Here is a 14,836-nt window from a genome sequence, read left to right on the forward strand (position 1 = left end):
TATCAATCCTCTGTCAGAATAATGGCCAGCAACCGATCAATATGACTTTGCATCGTATCCAGACCTACTACCGGTAATAGTACGTCACTGAATAATAACGGTAGTTCTGTACAACCCAGAATTACCGCATCAATACCCTTTTCCTTTTTCATGCGCTGCACAATATTGACGAAATCAGCCCGAGTCTCTGGTTTGATGACACCCTGCTCTAATTCGGTTGTTATCTTCTCATCAATCAATGCCATCGTTGCGGTATCCGGTGTGATCACCGTAATTCCACTCTCGCGGAACGGTTTCTTGAAAAAGTCTTCCTCCATCGTGAACCGCGTACCCAGTAGACCCGCCTTCGTAACACCCAACCGCAGGGCATCATCACGGGTAGATTCGATGATGCTGACTAACGGAACAGTGGCCCGCTTTTGTAATTCATCAAATACAATGTGTGGCGTATTTCCAGTTAATGCGACGACATCCACACCAGCAGCGGTCAGATTATTTATGCCATCCATCAGGTAATCGACCAGTGCTGTATAATTCTGATTACGGCATAACGTCAGTACGTCAAACACGTTCAGGCTTTCTATCGTCAGGTTCGGGAAAAAATCGGCCCCAACCCGACGTTGTGCTTCATACACCAGTTTACGATAGTAGAGCAGCGTAGATTCCGGCCCGATGCCGCCAATGAGGCCCAGCTTTTTCATCCTTCCTCCTTAACAACATGCATTACCATTCTGCACCTGTGCTACTGCTGCTTCCGGCGCTGTGTCGTGGTTTCACCGCCGACACCCCAGTTATCCATATCAACTTCATCAATGATGACAACCGTCGTCGCGGGGTTCTTGTTTAGCACTCTGGCAAGCAGCTGCGTCACTTCGCGAATGAGCTCGCTTTTCTGTTCCGCCGTCGGTGCTTCCTTACCACCCGTCACTTTGATATTCACATAAGGCATGTTGTTCTCCTGACTCATCAATAAGGTTGAGTCATGTTAGAGAAAAGCGATATTCTTTAAAATTGAAAAGAAAAGAAGACATCATTCTGTTTTGGAGAAAATATGGAAATTGTCGATCTGAAAACGCTCATCGCACTGGTCGAACAAGGAGGGATTACGCAGGCTGCCAGAACGCTGAATCGCGTACCATCAGCGATTACCACGCGTCTCCAACAGCTTGAGAACACGTTAGGGGTCGCACTTTTCCTGCGCGAGAAAAAGCGTTTTATCCTTACGCCGGAAGGTCGCTCGCTGTATGACTACGCGAGACGCATTGTCGAACTGGTCGATGAAGCGGAAAAACACGTCAGGCACAGCCAACCGGGAGGAAAATTTCGTCTTGGCGCGCTCGACAGCATGGCGGCAACACGCCTTCCCGCCCCACTTGCCAGACTCCATGCTCAAAATCCGACGCTGGAATTGGAACTGTCCACGGGAATCAGCAAATGGCTTTATGACGCGCTACTCGACAATCGCCTAGATGCGGCATTTCTCGCCGATGCGCCACATGACGATCGCCTGGAACGCCTGCCTATTTTTGAAGAACAATTATTCATCATCGCACCCGCCGGACAGAAAGCTATTCATACACCGGATGATATTCGCAACGGCACCGTACTCGCTTTCAGCGATGGGTGTTCGTACCGCGATCGTTTACTGGGCTGGTATCAGACACACCAGCGTAAACCACAGCGCATCGTCGAGATGACGTCATATCACGCTATCCTCAGCGGCGTTGCAGCCGGCATGGGCGTCGGCATCATCCCTGCCGTGCTGCTTACCCTATTTCCCGATCGTTCGCTGATCGGTACACACGCGATTAGCGGTGCCGAAAGCCGGATTGTCACCGAGCTACTCTGGCGTAAAGGTATGCGTTCTGCCAACCTTTCCGCCCTGCTTACCTGTCTGGGAAAATAGGCTGGTCGCTATTTTTTCCAGCAGCGCACCAAACGTGGCTTGTTCTTCAGGGGATAGCGCCTGAAGCATCTGCGCCTCAATCTGCTTTTCCTGATGCAGAAAAACCTGCGTAAACGCGATGCCTTTATCGGACAAACTGAGCCACACGCTGCGACCGTCATCCGGGTTATCGAGCTTGCGGACATAATCGCGTTTGACCAACTCCGCGACCATGCGGGTGATCTGTGCTTTATCCCGACAGACCCTTTTCGCCAGCGACTGAGGCGTAATGCGCCCTTCCATCGCGATGATCTTACATAAGCGGACATGCACCACATCCAGACTAATGTCGTGCGCTTTCATCTGTTCCTGCATCTGCGCCTTATAGCTTTCCAGTAAGGCAAAAAGAGCTTTCATCATGCTTTATTGACTCAGTCAACCAATGATCATATAGTTGATTTTATCAACTATCCATCACGAGTTCAATTTACCGAGGCCACAATGGGAAACGTATATCAGATTACGGTGGAAGAAAAAGCCGAGCAGCAGCGCACGCTGTCGTTTGAATGCTCAATTCACGATGATTTGTTCAAGATTCTGGAAAAAGTCGATGGCAAGATGGACATGACGCCGGAACAGACTCAGGCCTTTATTGTGGGTTTGAAACTATTTAGCGAAGTGATGATGCAGAATAGAAAGCATCCGCTGTTTAAGGAATTCGCCGCCCCGTTCAGAGAATTCATGCTTAATCTCAAGAAGCAGTGATATAGAAGATCGCACAGCAAAAAATGATGCTCCCCACGCCGTGAAAACACCAGCGTGGGGAGCGTGACGTCTTACTCTGCCAGATCGAAACGATCCGCATTCATCACTTTCACCCAGGCAGCAACAAAGTCATTCACAAACTTCTCTTTGCTGTCGTCCTGTGCGTAAACCTCGGCGTAAGCGCGCAGAATAGAATTGGAGCCAAAGACCAGATCCAGACGCGTCGCTGTCCATTTGACTTCACCCGTTTTACGGTCGCGGATTTCATATAAGTCTTTACGGTATGGCTTCCACGTGTATTTCATATCGGTCAGGTTGACGAAGAAATCATTCGTCAGCGCGCCTTCACGATTCGTAAATACGCCGTGTTTGGTGCCGCCATAGTTGGTCCCCAGTACACGCAGGCCGCCAACCAGCACCGTCATCTCTTTCGCCGTCAGCCCCATCAACTGGGTGCGATCGAGCATCAGCTCTTCCACGCTCACGGCATAGTCTTTCTTCAGCCAGTTACGGTAGCCATCGTGGATAGGTTCAAGGACGTCAAAAGACTCGGCGTCAGTCAGGGCATCGGTAGTGTCGCCACGTCCCGGAGCAAACGGCACGGTCACATGCACACCAGCCGCTTTCGCCGCTTTTTCAATCCCCACATTACCCGCCAGCACGATGGTATCAGCCACGCTGGCCCCCGTTGCAGCCGCAATGCTTTCCAGCACGACTAACACACGCGCCAGACGCTCAGGTTCGTTCCCTACCCAGTCTTTCTGCGGGGCGAGGCGAATACGCGCGCCGTTGGCACCGCCGCGCATATCGGAACCACGGAACGTACGGGCGCTGTCCCAGGCGGTTGCGACCAGTTCACTGATGGAAAGGCTACTTTCTGCAATGCGTGCTTTGACAACATCAACATCATAGTCGGTACGGCCAGCCGGAACCGGATCCTGCCACAACAAGTCTTCCTGCGGCACATCTGGACCAATGTAGCGCGCTTTCGGTCCCATATCGCGGTGCGTCAATTTGAACCACGCCCGAGCAAACACTTCGGAGAAGTAAGCCTGATCCTGATAGAAACGCTCGGAAATCTTGCGATATTCCGGGTCAACTTTCAGCGCCATGTCGGCATCGGTCATCATTGGGTTGTAGCGAATAGACGGATCCTCAACGTCAACCGGTTTGTCTTCTTCTTTAATGCTGACAGGCTCCCACTGCGATGCACCGGCTGGGCTCTTTCTCAGTTCCCATTCGTGATTCAACAGCATGTGGAAGAAGCCGTTATCCCATTGCGTCGGATGCGTTGTCCAGGCTCCTTCCAGCCCGCTGGTGACGGTATAACGCCCCTTGCCCGATCCCGTCGGGTTATGCCAACCGAGACCTTGCTCCTCAACATCCGCACTTTCTGGTGCCGCACCCAGCAGGCTGGCATCGCCATTACCGTGAGTTTTACCCACCGTGTGCCCACCCGCCGTCAGGGCAACGGTTTCTTCATCATTCATCGCCATACGGGAGAACGTTACGCGCATATCCTGTGCGGTACGCAGCGGATCGGGGTTGCCGTCGACGCCTTCTGGGTTAACGTAAATCAGCCCCATTTGTACGGCCGCCAGTGGGTTTTCCAGCGAGGTACGATCGTCGCTGCCATAGCGCCCAGTGCTCTTCGCCAGCCACTCTTTTTCCGAACCCCAGTAAGTGTCTTTTTCCGGGTGCCAGATGTCTTCACGACCAAAGGCGAAGCCAAATGTTTTCAGCCCCATGGATTCATACGCGATATTACCCGCCAGAATAATCAGGTCTGCCCAGCTGAGTTTATTGCCGTATTTTCTTTTGATGGGCCACAGTAAGCGGCGCGCTTTATCGAGGCTAACGTTATCCGGCCAGGAGTTAAGCGGTGCAAAGCGCTGGTTACCGGTTCCGCCGCCGCCGCGACCATCGGTCGTACGGTAGGATCCCGCCGAGTGCCAGGCCATACGAATCATCAGGCCGCCGTAGTGACCCCAGTCCGCTGGCCACCACTCCTGGCTATCGGTCATCAGTGCATGCAGATCTTTTTTGAGGGCATCGACATCGAGGGTTTTGAGGGCGTCGCGGTAGCTGAAATCGCTGCCTAACGGGTTGGTCTTGGTATCATGCTGATGAAGAATGTCGAGATTGAGGGCATTTGGCCACCAGTCGGTGTTTGATGAGCCAGTAGAAGTGTTTCCGCCGTGCATAACCGGACATTTGCCGGTTGGTTTCGTTTTATTCTCGTCCATCGTTATCTCCCAGTATGTTGCATTGCCTTAATCGCTGCGCCAGAAGGTGGATCGTTCTCCGATAGCCTTACCTTATGGCAACAGAGCGCTTCACCGATTCCTTCTTCTTGATGCAAGACAATGCCAGATTCTCCCTATAATTTATAATTGTATATGCTAACTTCTGCGATAGCTTAACCTGATGAAAAACGGCTCAATCGCACATTTTTCCTATCTGCATCAATAATCTCGTCGATAGAACCGCTTGCGATAATGAGCCTGCTTATCATTGCAACCTCTAAGAGGCCGCTGATTCTTTTGCTACCTTAAAAACTACAGCGACGGCGAACGGAGTATGAACTGAGTAATTTCGGCACGTTTCCCTAAGCGGACCGGAAAGCCGTTCCATAGGCCTGCGCCATTGCTCACGTACAGATGCATGCCATCCACGTCATAGCTGCCGGAGACATAGCCTTCATTCGCCAGTTGCGTCACCCAATGCATGCCCAGCACCTGACCACCGTGCGTATGGCCGGAGAGCTGTAAATCCGCTCCAGCACGCGCATTCTCTTTCGCTCCCGTTGGCCGATGGCTGAGCAGAACGACAGCGGTATCCGGCGCTATTCCGTTGAGCGCAGCACCAGTATCTGGCAGCAGCTGTTGAAAATCAGCGGCGGTGCGATCGGTGATCCCTGCCAGCACAAACGCGGCATTATCGCGACCAATCGATACATTTTCATTAAGCAACAGGCGTAAACCCAGCGCATTCAGTCGCTGCACCCATTGCGTATATTCCACGTAATATTCATGGTTGCCCACAATGGCAAACACTCCGTGTGGCGCGGCCAGGTTACGCAGCGGTTCCATGTCATCATGGCGGGCATTCACAGTACCGTCGGCCAGATCGCCCGTAATTACCGTCAGATCAGGTTTAAGCGCGTTAGTTTTTGCCACTACGGCTTCCATCCAGGGGCGCTGTAACAGGCGACTGGCATGTAAATCCGTGAGCTGCACTAGCCGGAAGCCATCCAGCGCAGGCGGCAGTTGTTTTAACTCGACTTCGACCGTACGTACTTCAGGCACGCGCACCGCTTCCCAAACGCCTATCGCCGCCAGCCCCATCGCTACAACGGCAATGCCACCACGCAGCGTCATATTGTTCAGCAACACATTCCCAACCGAACGGGATAACAGACGCCCCACGACGCCGAGCAGATCGACGGCCAACAGCAGGAATGCGGATATCAGCAGCGCGCCAAACGCCCATCCCAGGAACATCAGGACAAATGCGGGCACTTCCGGCGACGCCATCGTGCCAAAAAAGGTGCGCGTAATCAGATGATGCTGCGAAGCCAACAGCACTAACACCGCCAACATGCGCTTTACAGGCATACCGACACGCAAGCGCCAGACCAGACGCCAGATAACATAGAGGGCGATAAACCCGGTAATGACATGAAACACGGCTATTTTTCTCTCTTTATTGGGGATGTCGGTATAGTAACGCGTAAATTTTACACCATGACTCACGCATGGCAGATCAACGCGGTAGAGGTGTTGTGTTGCCAGAAGGTGCAGATTAACATGGCGCAATTCCATGCTGTACACATCATTGACCAGAATGAAGCCTGCTCGCTGGCGGCAGGTTGTGCATCATTTTGATTAACCAAGGACATATATGTTCGATTACACCGACTTTCCCGAGCAACGGCAATCCAAAATCAGGCAGATCCTCAGCGAGGAAGGCAAAGTCGTCTGCGCCCAGCTCTCACGTGAATTGAACGTATCCGAGCACACCATACGGCGTGACCTGAAAGAACTGGCGCAATCCGGTGCCTGCAAGCGCGTCTACGGCGGTGCGGTTAGTATGCCGCCAGAGGCCATCGATTTTGCCAGTCGAGCGAGTATTGATGCAGTTCAGAAAGACCGCATCGCTCAGGCCGTTATCCCGCTGATAAAGCCTAATGGCTGCGTCTTCTTTGACACCGGTACGACCAATCTGGCCGTAGCGAAGCAGCTCCCGCAGGGCCTGAAGTTTACCGCCGTGTGCAATTCGCCCATTATCGCGACAGAGCTGATGCAACATCAGGATGTAGAAGTGATCTTTCTTGGTGGAAGGATCCAGAGAGAGGTCGGCGGCGCGATTGGTATCGATACGCTCAGGCAGCTAGAGAAGATGTATTTCGATCAATGCCTGTTGGGAGGCTGTGCCTTTGACGCCAATGAAGGCCTGACCGTTTTTGAATATGACGATGCCGAGTTTAAAAAGTGCCTGGTCACCCGCAGCAGCGAAGTGATCGTCGCGCTGACCGCCAATAAGATCTCCGCTTTGGCTCGTTATCGCGTAGCTGCATGTGATGAAATCACCACGCTGGTGACCGATGATGAAATCTCACTTCCCTGCCAGAGCGCATTAAGCGAAAAAAATCTGGAGCTGATTATTGCCCGATAACGCGACGGTAGCCCCAGCGGCTGCCGGTTTGCTTCAATACCGTTCACTTCATGAAAGCAGCAGCTTTATCGTTTTCAGTACCCCATCCTCATCATTGCTGCGGGCAATAAAATTCGCCGCCGCTTTGGTTTCCTCAAACGCATTGCGCATCGCAAAGCTGTAAGCCGCACGACTCATTAGCTCAATATCATTGAGCCCGTCGCCGAACACCATTGTTTCCTCTGGCGTAATCGCCAATTTCTCCTGAAGGATGTCTACGGTGTGCCCTTTGTGTACACCGACATCAGCAATGTCGATCCAGGCCGCTTCAGAGACCACTATATAGGCATGATCGTGAAACGCATCAAGATACTTCGCCGTCTCGTGGCAGTGCCCTTCTGGGTCATAAACTGTGATTTTCACAAAGTCATCGGTCACGGCAGCAAAGCTGGGGATCAGCGTCACATTGGTGTACGACTTTTTCACCTTTTCCAGTAAGGCAGGATCGATCGTTTCCTTCACCATCGCACCGCGTGGGGTACAACCGATAACTATGTGCCGATCGTCTACGCTTTCCAGCACGCCAATCAGGCTCAAGGCAAGACGATTTTTAATGAGTGACTGGTAAACGTACTCTCCCTGATACTTGATGCGCGTCGCGCTGTCTCCCAGAATCCAGATGTCTTTCGCATCATCGCCAAAAAGCGCTTCGACCCGCTCACACTGCTTGCCTGTGCAGACAGCAAACCGCACGCCCTTCTTTTTCATTAGCGCATAAACGTCGGCAAACAAGGCTCTGTTGTAATCGCCATCGCTGTGAAGAAACGTGCCGTCCAGATCGGTAATTACCAACTTGATCATTCCACTCCCCTTTCAGATTGTACGTACACAGATAGCCGCGAGTCAGGCCGTAACCTGCCTGAATCAAGAGATATCGCTTTTATGCGGTGTGTTAGATGACTGACGTGATGATTAATCGCCAATGCTCGATTTAGCTCGATAAATCTGTAAACACACTAAAAAGAGCATGTAGCGCGCAGTAAAAATCACTTCACGCCAAATTTATTGAGATATTACGCAGGAATCAGCATAGCACTTATTGATAATACGCAACAAGAAGCAAAATCAATCGATAATGAGCAATGAGGAAGTGAGTGAGAGGAAGTGGCAGAGTCAGGTGATGACAGCTCTGCCACACGCCAGATGTTCCCATAAAGATGAACCTGACGTTCAGACGCAATGTGTTACTTAGAAAGCAAAAGTAGATGCTATGAGGACAGCTTCATCAGGATCAAGCCGCTGACGATCAACAGCGCAGCGATAATCCTCATCGCATTTGCGGGTTCATTGAGGAAGACCAATCCCACCACAAACGCCCCTACCGCGCCAATTCCCGTCCAGATGGTGTAGGCGGTGCCCAGAGGAAGAGATTTCATTGCCATGGATAACAGCGCAAAGCTGATAATCATGGCGACAATCGTGACAACCGATGCGCCTACTTTCGTAAAGCCATCAGACAGTTTCATGCTGTAAGACCAGACAATTTCAAACAAACCGGCAAGCGCTAATAGAAACCAGGCCATACCCTGTTCTCCTTAAACATCGAATAAGGGTCGTCCCGTGAATCCTTTTCGCGTCAGGGGTCGTCCCCTGTCAGGATGCTATGCCACGATACGATAGCGTTGTGCTATCAGGGAGTAAAGCCAGTATGCCCTCAACCGTCCTGGGTCTCGCAGGTTTTGCTTCCATTCAGTAAATAGTGAACCTCAGAACGCAAATCCGGCTAAACATTCGACACTTGGAAGAACATGATAAATAAAGCACTTGCCACCAGCGCCGGAGCCGTCCATAATAGCGCCCATTCCAAATGCTGGAATGAAGAAAAGCATTCTAATCAAAACGTTACTGATTAAGATGTTATCTACTGTACGACCGTAGCTCAGTTGGTTAGAGCACCACCTTGACATGGTGGGGGTCGGTGGTTCGAGTCCACTCGGTCGTACCAATTCATGTTCTGTAAATATTACCCTACGCCCGTAGGTTAATGAATGTGAGTTGAAATTCTCCTTACTCGTATCTTGTTAATTTCATCGACATCAAACTAAATCCAATTTTTTCATCTGCTTTATCTGCTGATTGGTTTGAATTCAGGCTACTGCTATAAATCGATCTTGATAAGAACCTGCCTTCTTTTAGGATCGATTCGTGAAAAACCATTCGTCATTTATGATCTGTGTTAGTACTCGAAAGGAAACGAGAATATGGAACTTAGTGAAGCTAAAGATATCGTAACGGCATTGATAAACGGTATTGATCCTACAACAGGAGAAGTCTTGCCAGAGGGAAGTCCATACAACAACCCACAGGTCATTCGAGCCCTATTCACCGTGTTGGATACACTCAAAGTCAAGAAACAACCTAAGAAGACACTCGAAGAAAAGCAACAGGACAACCTTAAAGCAGGCCGCCCGAAAAATGCAGGTATTGCATGGGATGATGAATTAAAGGTGTTGTTGGCCTCGAGGTTCCAAAGTGGCGCGTCTATTGACGAACTGGCTACAAACTTTGAGAGAACAAAGGGCGCAATTATGTCAGAGTTGACGAAGCAAGGGCTAATTGAGCCAAAGATTGATAATAAAATTAGCTAACAAAGCGAAGCACGCGACACCGCGGCCCAACTGGCCGCGATAATCGATATTCACGAACTAAAACCCAGCCTCAGCCTATTGCGCCAATGCCCGATCGATATAGCGGGTAAACTGTTGGTAGAGTTTCCCAGGGCGCGTCACGCTGAGCACAAGCTGAATCGCCGGAACGCTGGGAGCGCCATCTTCCGGCCCCAGCACATACAGTGCGTCGGACAGCCCGCTCTTTGGTAGTAAACCTATCCCCAACCCCTTTGCCGCCGCGCTGCGGATATTATCAAAAGACCCGCTCACATAAGAAAAGTAATACGGGCGTCCGACATGCTCCAGCGCAGACACCGCGCATTGCCGAATCACACAGCCATCAGGGAACGTGACGAGAGGGATTTCATGCATCTCACTGAAATTCACCGCACCGGAACTGACCCAGTGAAGCGATTCAACCCGCAAAATTCTTTCTGTTTCAGAAATCAGCGGCTGCCCCGCCAGCCCTTTGAGGATCACGACATCCAGACGTTGCTGGGCAACCATCGAAGACAGCACGGTCGATGAAGCCGCCGTGATTTCCACCTTTAGGTTCGGATTTTCCTCAAGGCATAGCGAAATGATGTCGTGCAGATTTTTAACCTCAAAATCATCCGGTACGCCGAGTGCTACGCGGCCTGTCATCGGGGACTTCTGCAATGCGCCGATGGCCCGATGCGTACGTAGCAGGATGTCACGCGCGGCAGGCAGCAACTGTCGTCCTTCTTCGGTCAACCCGATAATGTGCCCCTGACGCCGTTCGATGAGGCGACAACCGACATCCTCTTCCAGGCGTTTCAGGCCAGCACTCAGCGTTGATTGCGTCCGTCCCAGTTCTTCACCCGCGCGTCCGAAGCCACCGCACTCCGCGATGGAGACAAAGATACGCAGCTGTTCCAGCGTGATACCACGCCCTTCTATCCGTTCTACCTGTGCTCGCACCGTTATCCTGACCTCTTGAGGCTATCGTTATTGATTAAATCAATGATGAACACATCATAATTCATTTAGCGGTTTATGAAACACCCCGCACAATCCACGGGTCGATATCTTCCAAAATATAAAGAAAGAGGCCCCTCCATGTTCTTGATTGTCGCCCCCCTATTTCTGGTGATTCTCGTTGGCTACGGTTATGGAAGAACAAAGCCCGACAGCGGCAATGCAGATAAGTTAATCAACGACTATGTCCTGTATATCGCGCTGCCAGCCTTATTGTTTATTGCCGTGGCGCGTGCCGACACCAGCGACCTGAAACAATGGGGCTTTATACTGTCAACGCTGTGCGGAATTGCAGCGTCCTACATACTTGCCGCATTGCTGGCGAAGCGCGTGGGAATTGCGCTGCCCCACTCCTCCCTTCTTAGCATGGGCGCGAGTTATGGCACCACGGGATACATGGGCGTGCCGATTTTGCTTTCAGTCTATGGTGAACAAGCGGCACTACCCGCAGCGATGGCAACTATTCTGCACAATATTCCCGCCATCATGGCCGTGATCGTCAGTTGGGATGTGTTTTCTACACGAGCGACCGACGCGAATACGCGACTGATTCACAGCGTGGGACGCTCGATGCTGGCTACCGTGAAAAATCCATTAACGCTTTCGGTGCTTGCCGGTCTGGCGTTCGTCCTGCTCGACATTCGGGTCCCCGTTGTCATCGAATCCTTTGCGCGCTTTCTGGGCAATGCCGCGGGCCCCACTGCGCTATTTGCACTCGGACTGGGCCTTGCCAGATTGAAGGTAAAAGAGCACCTGAACGTGACGGTGAGCAAAACGGTATTACCGATGGTTATGCTAAAACTCGTGATACAGCCTGCCGTCACGTTTGCTATAGCCGTCTATATATTCGGGATGGGGCACTCTCAGGGGATCTGGCTGGCAACCGCCGTGGTGATGGCAGCGCAGCCAATTGGCGCGGGCGTGTATGTGTTTGCCAAGAAGTATCACTATCAACCGGATGTGATCGCGTTATCGATTATCGTCTCGCTACTGCTCGCACTCGTCACGATTCCCGCAGTATTGAGCCTTTTTCCGCCTTCGTGAATAATCGTCTGGGCTTCTGGTAATGATTCGGAAGCCCTATTCACACATCTGTTTTAGCGGCCAGCAGACTACTGGCCGCGCGTTTCCAGATACAACACCGTGGCGGCGACGCGGGAACGTACGTTGAGTTTGCGCAGCATGTTGCGGATATGCACTTTTACCGTCTCTTCTGAGATATACAGTACACTCGCGATTTGTTTGTTGGATAGCCCAGAGGCCACTTCCTGCAACACATCCAGCTCACGTTCCGTCAATACGGTAAAGGGCGACGGCGTATCCTGTATGGCGATACGGTGGCGCAGCACCTCCCGCACCTGTTCGCTGAAGGCATCATCGTTACGAATAGCATCCAGCAAATGTTCCGGGGCGCTGTCTTTAAGCAGATAGCCATCGGCTCCCGCATCCATCAGCGCATAAATATCGCTGGGTGCATCGGAGACCGTCAGCACAATGACACGGGCGCAGATCCCATCGCGCCGTAGCGCGTGAAGCGTATCCAACCCGCTCAGTCCCTTCATGTTGAGATCGAGCAAGATGATATCGGGTGAATCCCGATTCGCGAGGCTCAGCGCCTCCATGCCGTTACTGGCTTCCCCGATCACGTCAAAGATGGCATCGGTCGCCAGTAACTGACGGATTCCCCGGCGCATAAGCGGATGATCGTCGACGATCAGCACACGATAAGATGGTTTTTCTGACATGCCCAGCCCCAATGTAATATGGATCTTATTATTTTATTTATGATTTATCGCCGTCATACTTCAAGCGGCCAGCTTCCCACTCGACTTATTCAGGGTAGAGATTGTTCGTGTTATCGCGTTCACGCGCGGTCGTCGGCGTCGAAAAACAGACGCTAACCTGCGTCCCCCCTTCAGGGTGGAGGCCAATAGAGAGCTTTCCTCCTAACCGTTCGGCGCGTTCCTGCATAATATTTAAGCCGTAATGTCCCGCCGGTTCCTCCTGATTGATAATGCCACAGCCGTCATCACGAATATAAACACAATGACGGCCATCGGGCTGCGTACGGCAGTTGACGGTAATCACCGTCGCCTGCGCGTGTTTAATGGCATTCAGCACCGCTTCGCGGATGATTTGCAGCAAATGAACCTGCTGTGATGCATCCAACGCCTGCGTAGGGATCCGGCAGTCAATTGTGATGGTCGCCGGGGTCTGCGCGCGCGCAGTGGCTCAATCATTTCCTGCATCGCCGCCGGCAAATCGGCCTGTTGCAGCGTCAGCCGGAATGTGCCCAACAGTTCACGCAGTTGACGATAAGCATCGCTGAGTGCCTGCTCGAAATCTGTGATGATCTGCCGAGCCTGCGCATTTTCTTCCGCTACCGCACGCTTTAATAACGTCATCTGGATATTCAGATAAGAAAGCACCTGAGCCAGTGAGTCATGCAGTTCACGCGCAATCGTGGCACGCTCTTCCATCAGTAACAGCTGCTGGTAGTGCTTCTGTGCCTGATTGAAATAGAGGCCGCGACCCAGCATATTCGCGACGCTTTCCATCAGCTGTGCCGACGGCTGCTGCGTTGATGCCTGCCACCGTAGTTGCCCAAACTCGACATCTTGCAAACAGATGGGCAAGGCCTGCCACGCAATCTGTTCATCTGGCTGGCCTTCACATAACCGCCAGTTCTCCCCGACCCGCATTTCCAGACAGCCGACCGTTTCATAGCGGCGAACAATTTGCAGAATCTGCTGAAAACAATGTCTGTCGATGGTGCTGACATTCATCGCCTGAGAGCAGTTGTACAGCACCTTCAGCATGCGGTTCACTTCCTGCAAGCGCAGCGTTTTCTGCCGAACTTTGTCTTCCAGAGAACGATAGAGCTTTTGCAGTTCGTCAGTCATGCTACTGAAGGTTTGCGCCAGTAATCCCAATTCGTTAGGCAGATTGACGTCCAGCCGCGAATGGGTGAAACGCCCCTTCTCAATGGACGCACAGGCCGCCATCAGCTTATTCAACGGCACCACCACCTGACGGCGAATGCGACGCAGCGTAAAGAAGATCAGTATATAGATAGTGATCGAGCCAATTATTGATGTCACAACGACTATCATCATCTTGCGTTCGGAATAATGCTGCAACGCCAGTACAAAACGGTCGATCTGCGTGACGTAGCCAACAATATTGTCCTGATACCACACGCGATCCCCCGCATTCAGACGCTCATCCATCATTTTCCAGCTCTGCAATAGCGCCGCATAACGATCGCGCACATCGCGCGGCACATACCAACGATCCAGCAGGTGAAAAACCGGGGAATCCAGCGTTTGCGCATAGAGGCGGCGATGCGATGCTAATTCTGCACGATCGCCCTGTAGATCATACCCCATGCGATAGCTTTGCATACGCATGGAACCGGCCACGTTGATCGCTTCCGCATCGCGTAGACCGCTGGCTAACGTCAGCAGCGCAATGCCCGTCGTCAGAAATGAAAGCAGCGCGATATAAAAAAACGCGCGAGCCAGGCTGGTAGAAACAGGACGTTTAACCATCACAACGAGTAATCCCCTTTGGCATCATACAGACTCTAATACCCTAAATAATTCGAGTTGCAGGAAGGCGGCAAGCGAAGGAATCCCGATGAGCTTACTCAGGTAAGTGATTCGGGTGAGTGAACGCAGCCAACGCACATGCAGCTTGAAGTATGACGGGTATTTACTATCACGATCCCCACACGCTCCCGCAAGCCAATGAGACGCGAATCCCACATAAGCTTGATCCGGCACCACCATTTACCTCTAAAGGGTGATTATCGCATACAGCCTAAGAGGAATAGTGTAACCCCTACAAAAACAGCGTGTTT

General features: G+C 51.8%; 14 protein-coding genes, 1 tRNA gene and 1 pseudogene. 6 read left to right on the top strand and 10 right to left on the bottom strand.

Translation table 11 applies throughout. The features are described 5' to 3' along the window. Positions 1-2 precede the first annotated feature (2 nt). Positions 3-701 (bottom strand): aspartate/glutamate racemase family protein, encoded by a 699-nt coding sequence (locus tag H4F65_RS04335; protein WP_010276564.1) that lies wholly within the window; start codon positions 699-701, stop codon positions 3-5. A 41-nt stretch (positions 702-742) separates the two neighbouring features. Continuing rightward, a complete protein-coding gene (locus H4F65_RS04340) occupies positions 743-949 on the bottom strand; it encodes a tautomerase family protein (RefSeq protein WP_010276562.1) in 207 nt (68 codons plus the stop codon). A gap of 102 nt (positions 950-1,051) precedes the next feature. On the opposite strand from H4F65_RS04340, the gene H4F65_RS04345 reads away from it, so the two are divergent. After that, positions 1,052-1,906: a LysR family transcriptional regulator gene (locus H4F65_RS04345; protein WP_010276560.1), complete on the top strand. Its 855-nt coding sequence runs from the start codon at positions 1,052-1,054 to the stop codon at positions 1,904-1,906. Here H4F65_RS04345 and H4F65_RS04350 read toward each other — a convergent pair. Beyond that, the gene (locus H4F65_RS04350; RefSeq protein ID WP_052051613.1) at positions 1,841-2,305 is read right to left on the bottom strand and encodes a MarR family winged helix-turn-helix transcriptional regulator; all 465 of its coding nucleotides are present in this window, start codon (positions 2,303-2,305) and stop codon (positions 1,841-1,843) included. The two genes, H4F65_RS04345 and H4F65_RS04350, sit on opposite strands and share 66 nt — an antisense overlap. 81 nt (positions 2,306-2,386) lie before the next feature. Here H4F65_RS04350 and H4F65_RS04355 point away from each other — a divergent pair, with 81 nt between their 5' ends. Beyond that, a complete protein-coding gene (locus H4F65_RS04355; protein ID WP_010276554.1) occupies positions 2,387-2,650 on the top strand; it encodes a DUF3861 domain-containing protein in 264 nt (87 codons plus the stop codon). Positions 2,651-2,721: 71 nt separating this feature from the next. Here the strand turns inward: H4F65_RS04355 and katG are convergent, their stop codons facing one another. After that, positions 2,722-4,896 carry a catalase/peroxidase HPI gene (katG, locus tag H4F65_RS04360; protein WP_010276550.1) on the bottom strand — a complete coding sequence of 725 codons (2,175 nt, stop codon included), beginning with the start codon at positions 4,894-4,896 and terminating at the stop codon, positions 2,722-2,724. Positions 4,897-5,208: 312 nt separating this feature from the next. After that, complete coding sequence (locus tag H4F65_RS04365) at positions 5,209-6,474, bottom strand: metallophosphoesterase (protein ID WP_010276548.1); 1,266 nt, start codon at positions 6,472-6,474, stop codon at positions 5,209-5,211. 79 nt (positions 6,475-6,553) lie between these two features. Between H4F65_RS04365 and H4F65_RS04370 the strand changes: the two genes are divergently transcribed. Next, positions 6,554-7,327: a DeoR/GlpR family DNA-binding transcription regulator gene (locus tag H4F65_RS04370; RefSeq protein WP_010276545.1), complete on the top strand. Its 774-nt coding sequence runs from the start codon at positions 6,554-6,556 to the stop codon at positions 7,325-7,327. A 48-nt stretch (positions 7,328-7,375) separates the two neighbouring features. On the opposite strand, the gene H4F65_RS04375 is transcribed toward H4F65_RS04370, so the two are convergent. Together H4F65_RS04375 and H4F65_RS04380 are read right to left on the bottom strand one after the other, a co-directional pair. Next, positions 7,376-8,167 carry an HAD-IIB family hydrolase gene (locus tag H4F65_RS04375; RefSeq protein WP_010276542.1) on the bottom strand — a complete coding sequence of 264 codons (792 nt, stop codon included), beginning with the start codon at positions 8,165-8,167 and terminating at the stop codon, positions 7,376-7,378. Between the two features lie 407 nt (positions 8,168-8,574). Continuing rightward, the gene (locus H4F65_RS04380) at positions 8,575-8,889 is read right to left on the bottom strand and encodes a DMT family transporter (protein WP_010276539.1); all 315 of its coding nucleotides are present in this window, start codon (positions 8,887-8,889) and stop codon (positions 8,575-8,577) included. A gap of 345 nt (positions 8,890-9,234) precedes the next feature. Here H4F65_RS04380 and H4F65_RS04385 point away from each other — a divergent pair. Beyond that, positions 9,235-9,311: transfer RNA gene (locus H4F65_RS04385), tRNA-Val, on the top strand. Between the two features lie 256 nt (positions 9,312-9,567). After that, complete coding sequence (locus tag H4F65_RS04390; protein ID WP_010276536.1) at positions 9,568-9,954, top strand: hypothetical protein; 387 nt, start codon at positions 9,568-9,570, stop codon at positions 9,952-9,954. A 75-nt stretch (positions 9,955-10,029) separates the two neighbouring features. Here H4F65_RS04390 and H4F65_RS04395 read toward each other — a convergent pair whose 3' ends face one another. Further along, on the bottom strand, positions 10,030-10,917 hold the full coding sequence (locus H4F65_RS04395) for a LysR family transcriptional regulator (protein ID WP_010276533.1): 888 nt from the start codon (positions 10,915-10,917) through the stop codon (positions 10,030-10,032). Between the two features lie 138 nt (positions 10,918-11,055). Between H4F65_RS04395 and H4F65_RS04400 the strand changes: the two genes are divergently transcribed. Further along, complete coding sequence (locus H4F65_RS04400) at positions 11,056-12,018, top strand: AEC family transporter (protein ID WP_010276529.1); 963 nt, start codon at positions 11,056-11,058, stop codon at positions 12,016-12,018. Between the two features lie 68 nt (positions 12,019-12,086). Here H4F65_RS04400 and narP read toward each other — a convergent pair whose 3' ends face one another. Both narP and narQ read right to left on the bottom strand, forming a co-directional pair. Further along, complete coding sequence (gene narP / locus H4F65_RS04405) at positions 12,087-12,719, bottom strand: nitrate/nitrite response regulator protein NarP (RefSeq protein WP_010276527.1); 633 nt, start codon at positions 12,717-12,719, stop codon at positions 12,087-12,089. An 85-nt stretch (positions 12,720-12,804) separates the two neighbouring features. After that, a pseudogene (gene narQ, locus H4F65_RS04410) lies at positions 12,805-14,525 on the bottom strand (nitrate/nitrite two-component system sensor histidine kinase NarQ). Positions 14,526-14,836: the final 311 nt, after the last annotated feature.

Source organism: Pectobacterium brasiliense, assembly GCF_016950255.1.
GTDB classification, from domain to species: Bacteria; Pseudomonadota; Gammaproteobacteria; order Enterobacterales; family Enterobacteriaceae; genus Pectobacterium; species Pectobacterium brasiliense.

Bases quoted from the DNA above. Each gene is read 5' to 3' on its own strand.
- H4F65_RS04335 (WP_010276564.1), bottom strand. From the start codon at position 701: ATGAAAAAGCTGGGCCTCATTGGCGGCATCGGGCCGGAATCTACGCTG.
- H4F65_RS04390 (WP_010276536.1), top strand. From the start codon at position 9,568: ATGGAACTTAGTGAAGCTAAAGATATCGTAACGGCATTGATAAACGGT.
- H4F65_RS04355 (WP_010276554.1), top strand. From the start codon at position 2,387: ATGGGAAACGTATATCAGATTACGGTGGAAGAAAAAGCCGAGCAGCAG.
- H4F65_RS04350 (WP_052051613.1), bottom strand. From the start codon at position 2,305: ATGATGAAAGCTCTTTTTGCCTTACTGGAAAGCTATAAGGCGCAGATG.
- katG (WP_010276550.1), bottom strand. From the start codon at position 4,896: ATGGACGAGAATAAAACGAAACCAACCGGCAAATGTCCGGTTATGCAC.
- H4F65_RS04340 (WP_010276562.1), bottom strand. From the start codon at position 949: ATGCCTTATGTGAATATCAAAGTGACGGGTGGTAAGGAAGCACCGACG.
- H4F65_RS04380 (WP_010276539.1), bottom strand. From the start codon at position 8,889: ATGGCCTGGTTTCTATTAGCGCTTGCCGGTTTGTTTGAAATTGTCTGG.
- H4F65_RS04365 (WP_010276548.1), bottom strand. From the start codon at position 6,474: ATGGAATTGCGCCATGTTAATCTGCACCTTCTGGCAACACAACACCTC.
- narP (WP_010276527.1), bottom strand. From the start codon at position 12,719: ATGTCAGAAAAACCATCTTATCGTGTGCTGATCGTCGACGATCATCCG.
- H4F65_RS04400 (WP_010276529.1), top strand. From the start codon at position 11,056: ATGTTCTTGATTGTCGCCCCCCTATTTCTGGTGATTCTCGTTGGCTAC.
- H4F65_RS04375 (WP_010276542.1), bottom strand. From the start codon at position 8,167: ATGATCAAGTTGGTAATTACCGATCTGGACGGCACGTTTCTTCACAGC.
- H4F65_RS04345 (WP_010276560.1), top strand. From the start codon at position 1,052: ATGGAAATTGTCGATCTGAAAACGCTCATCGCACTGGTCGAACAAGGA.
- H4F65_RS04370 (WP_010276545.1), top strand. From the start codon at position 6,554: ATGTTCGATTACACCGACTTTCCCGAGCAACGGCAATCCAAAATCAGG.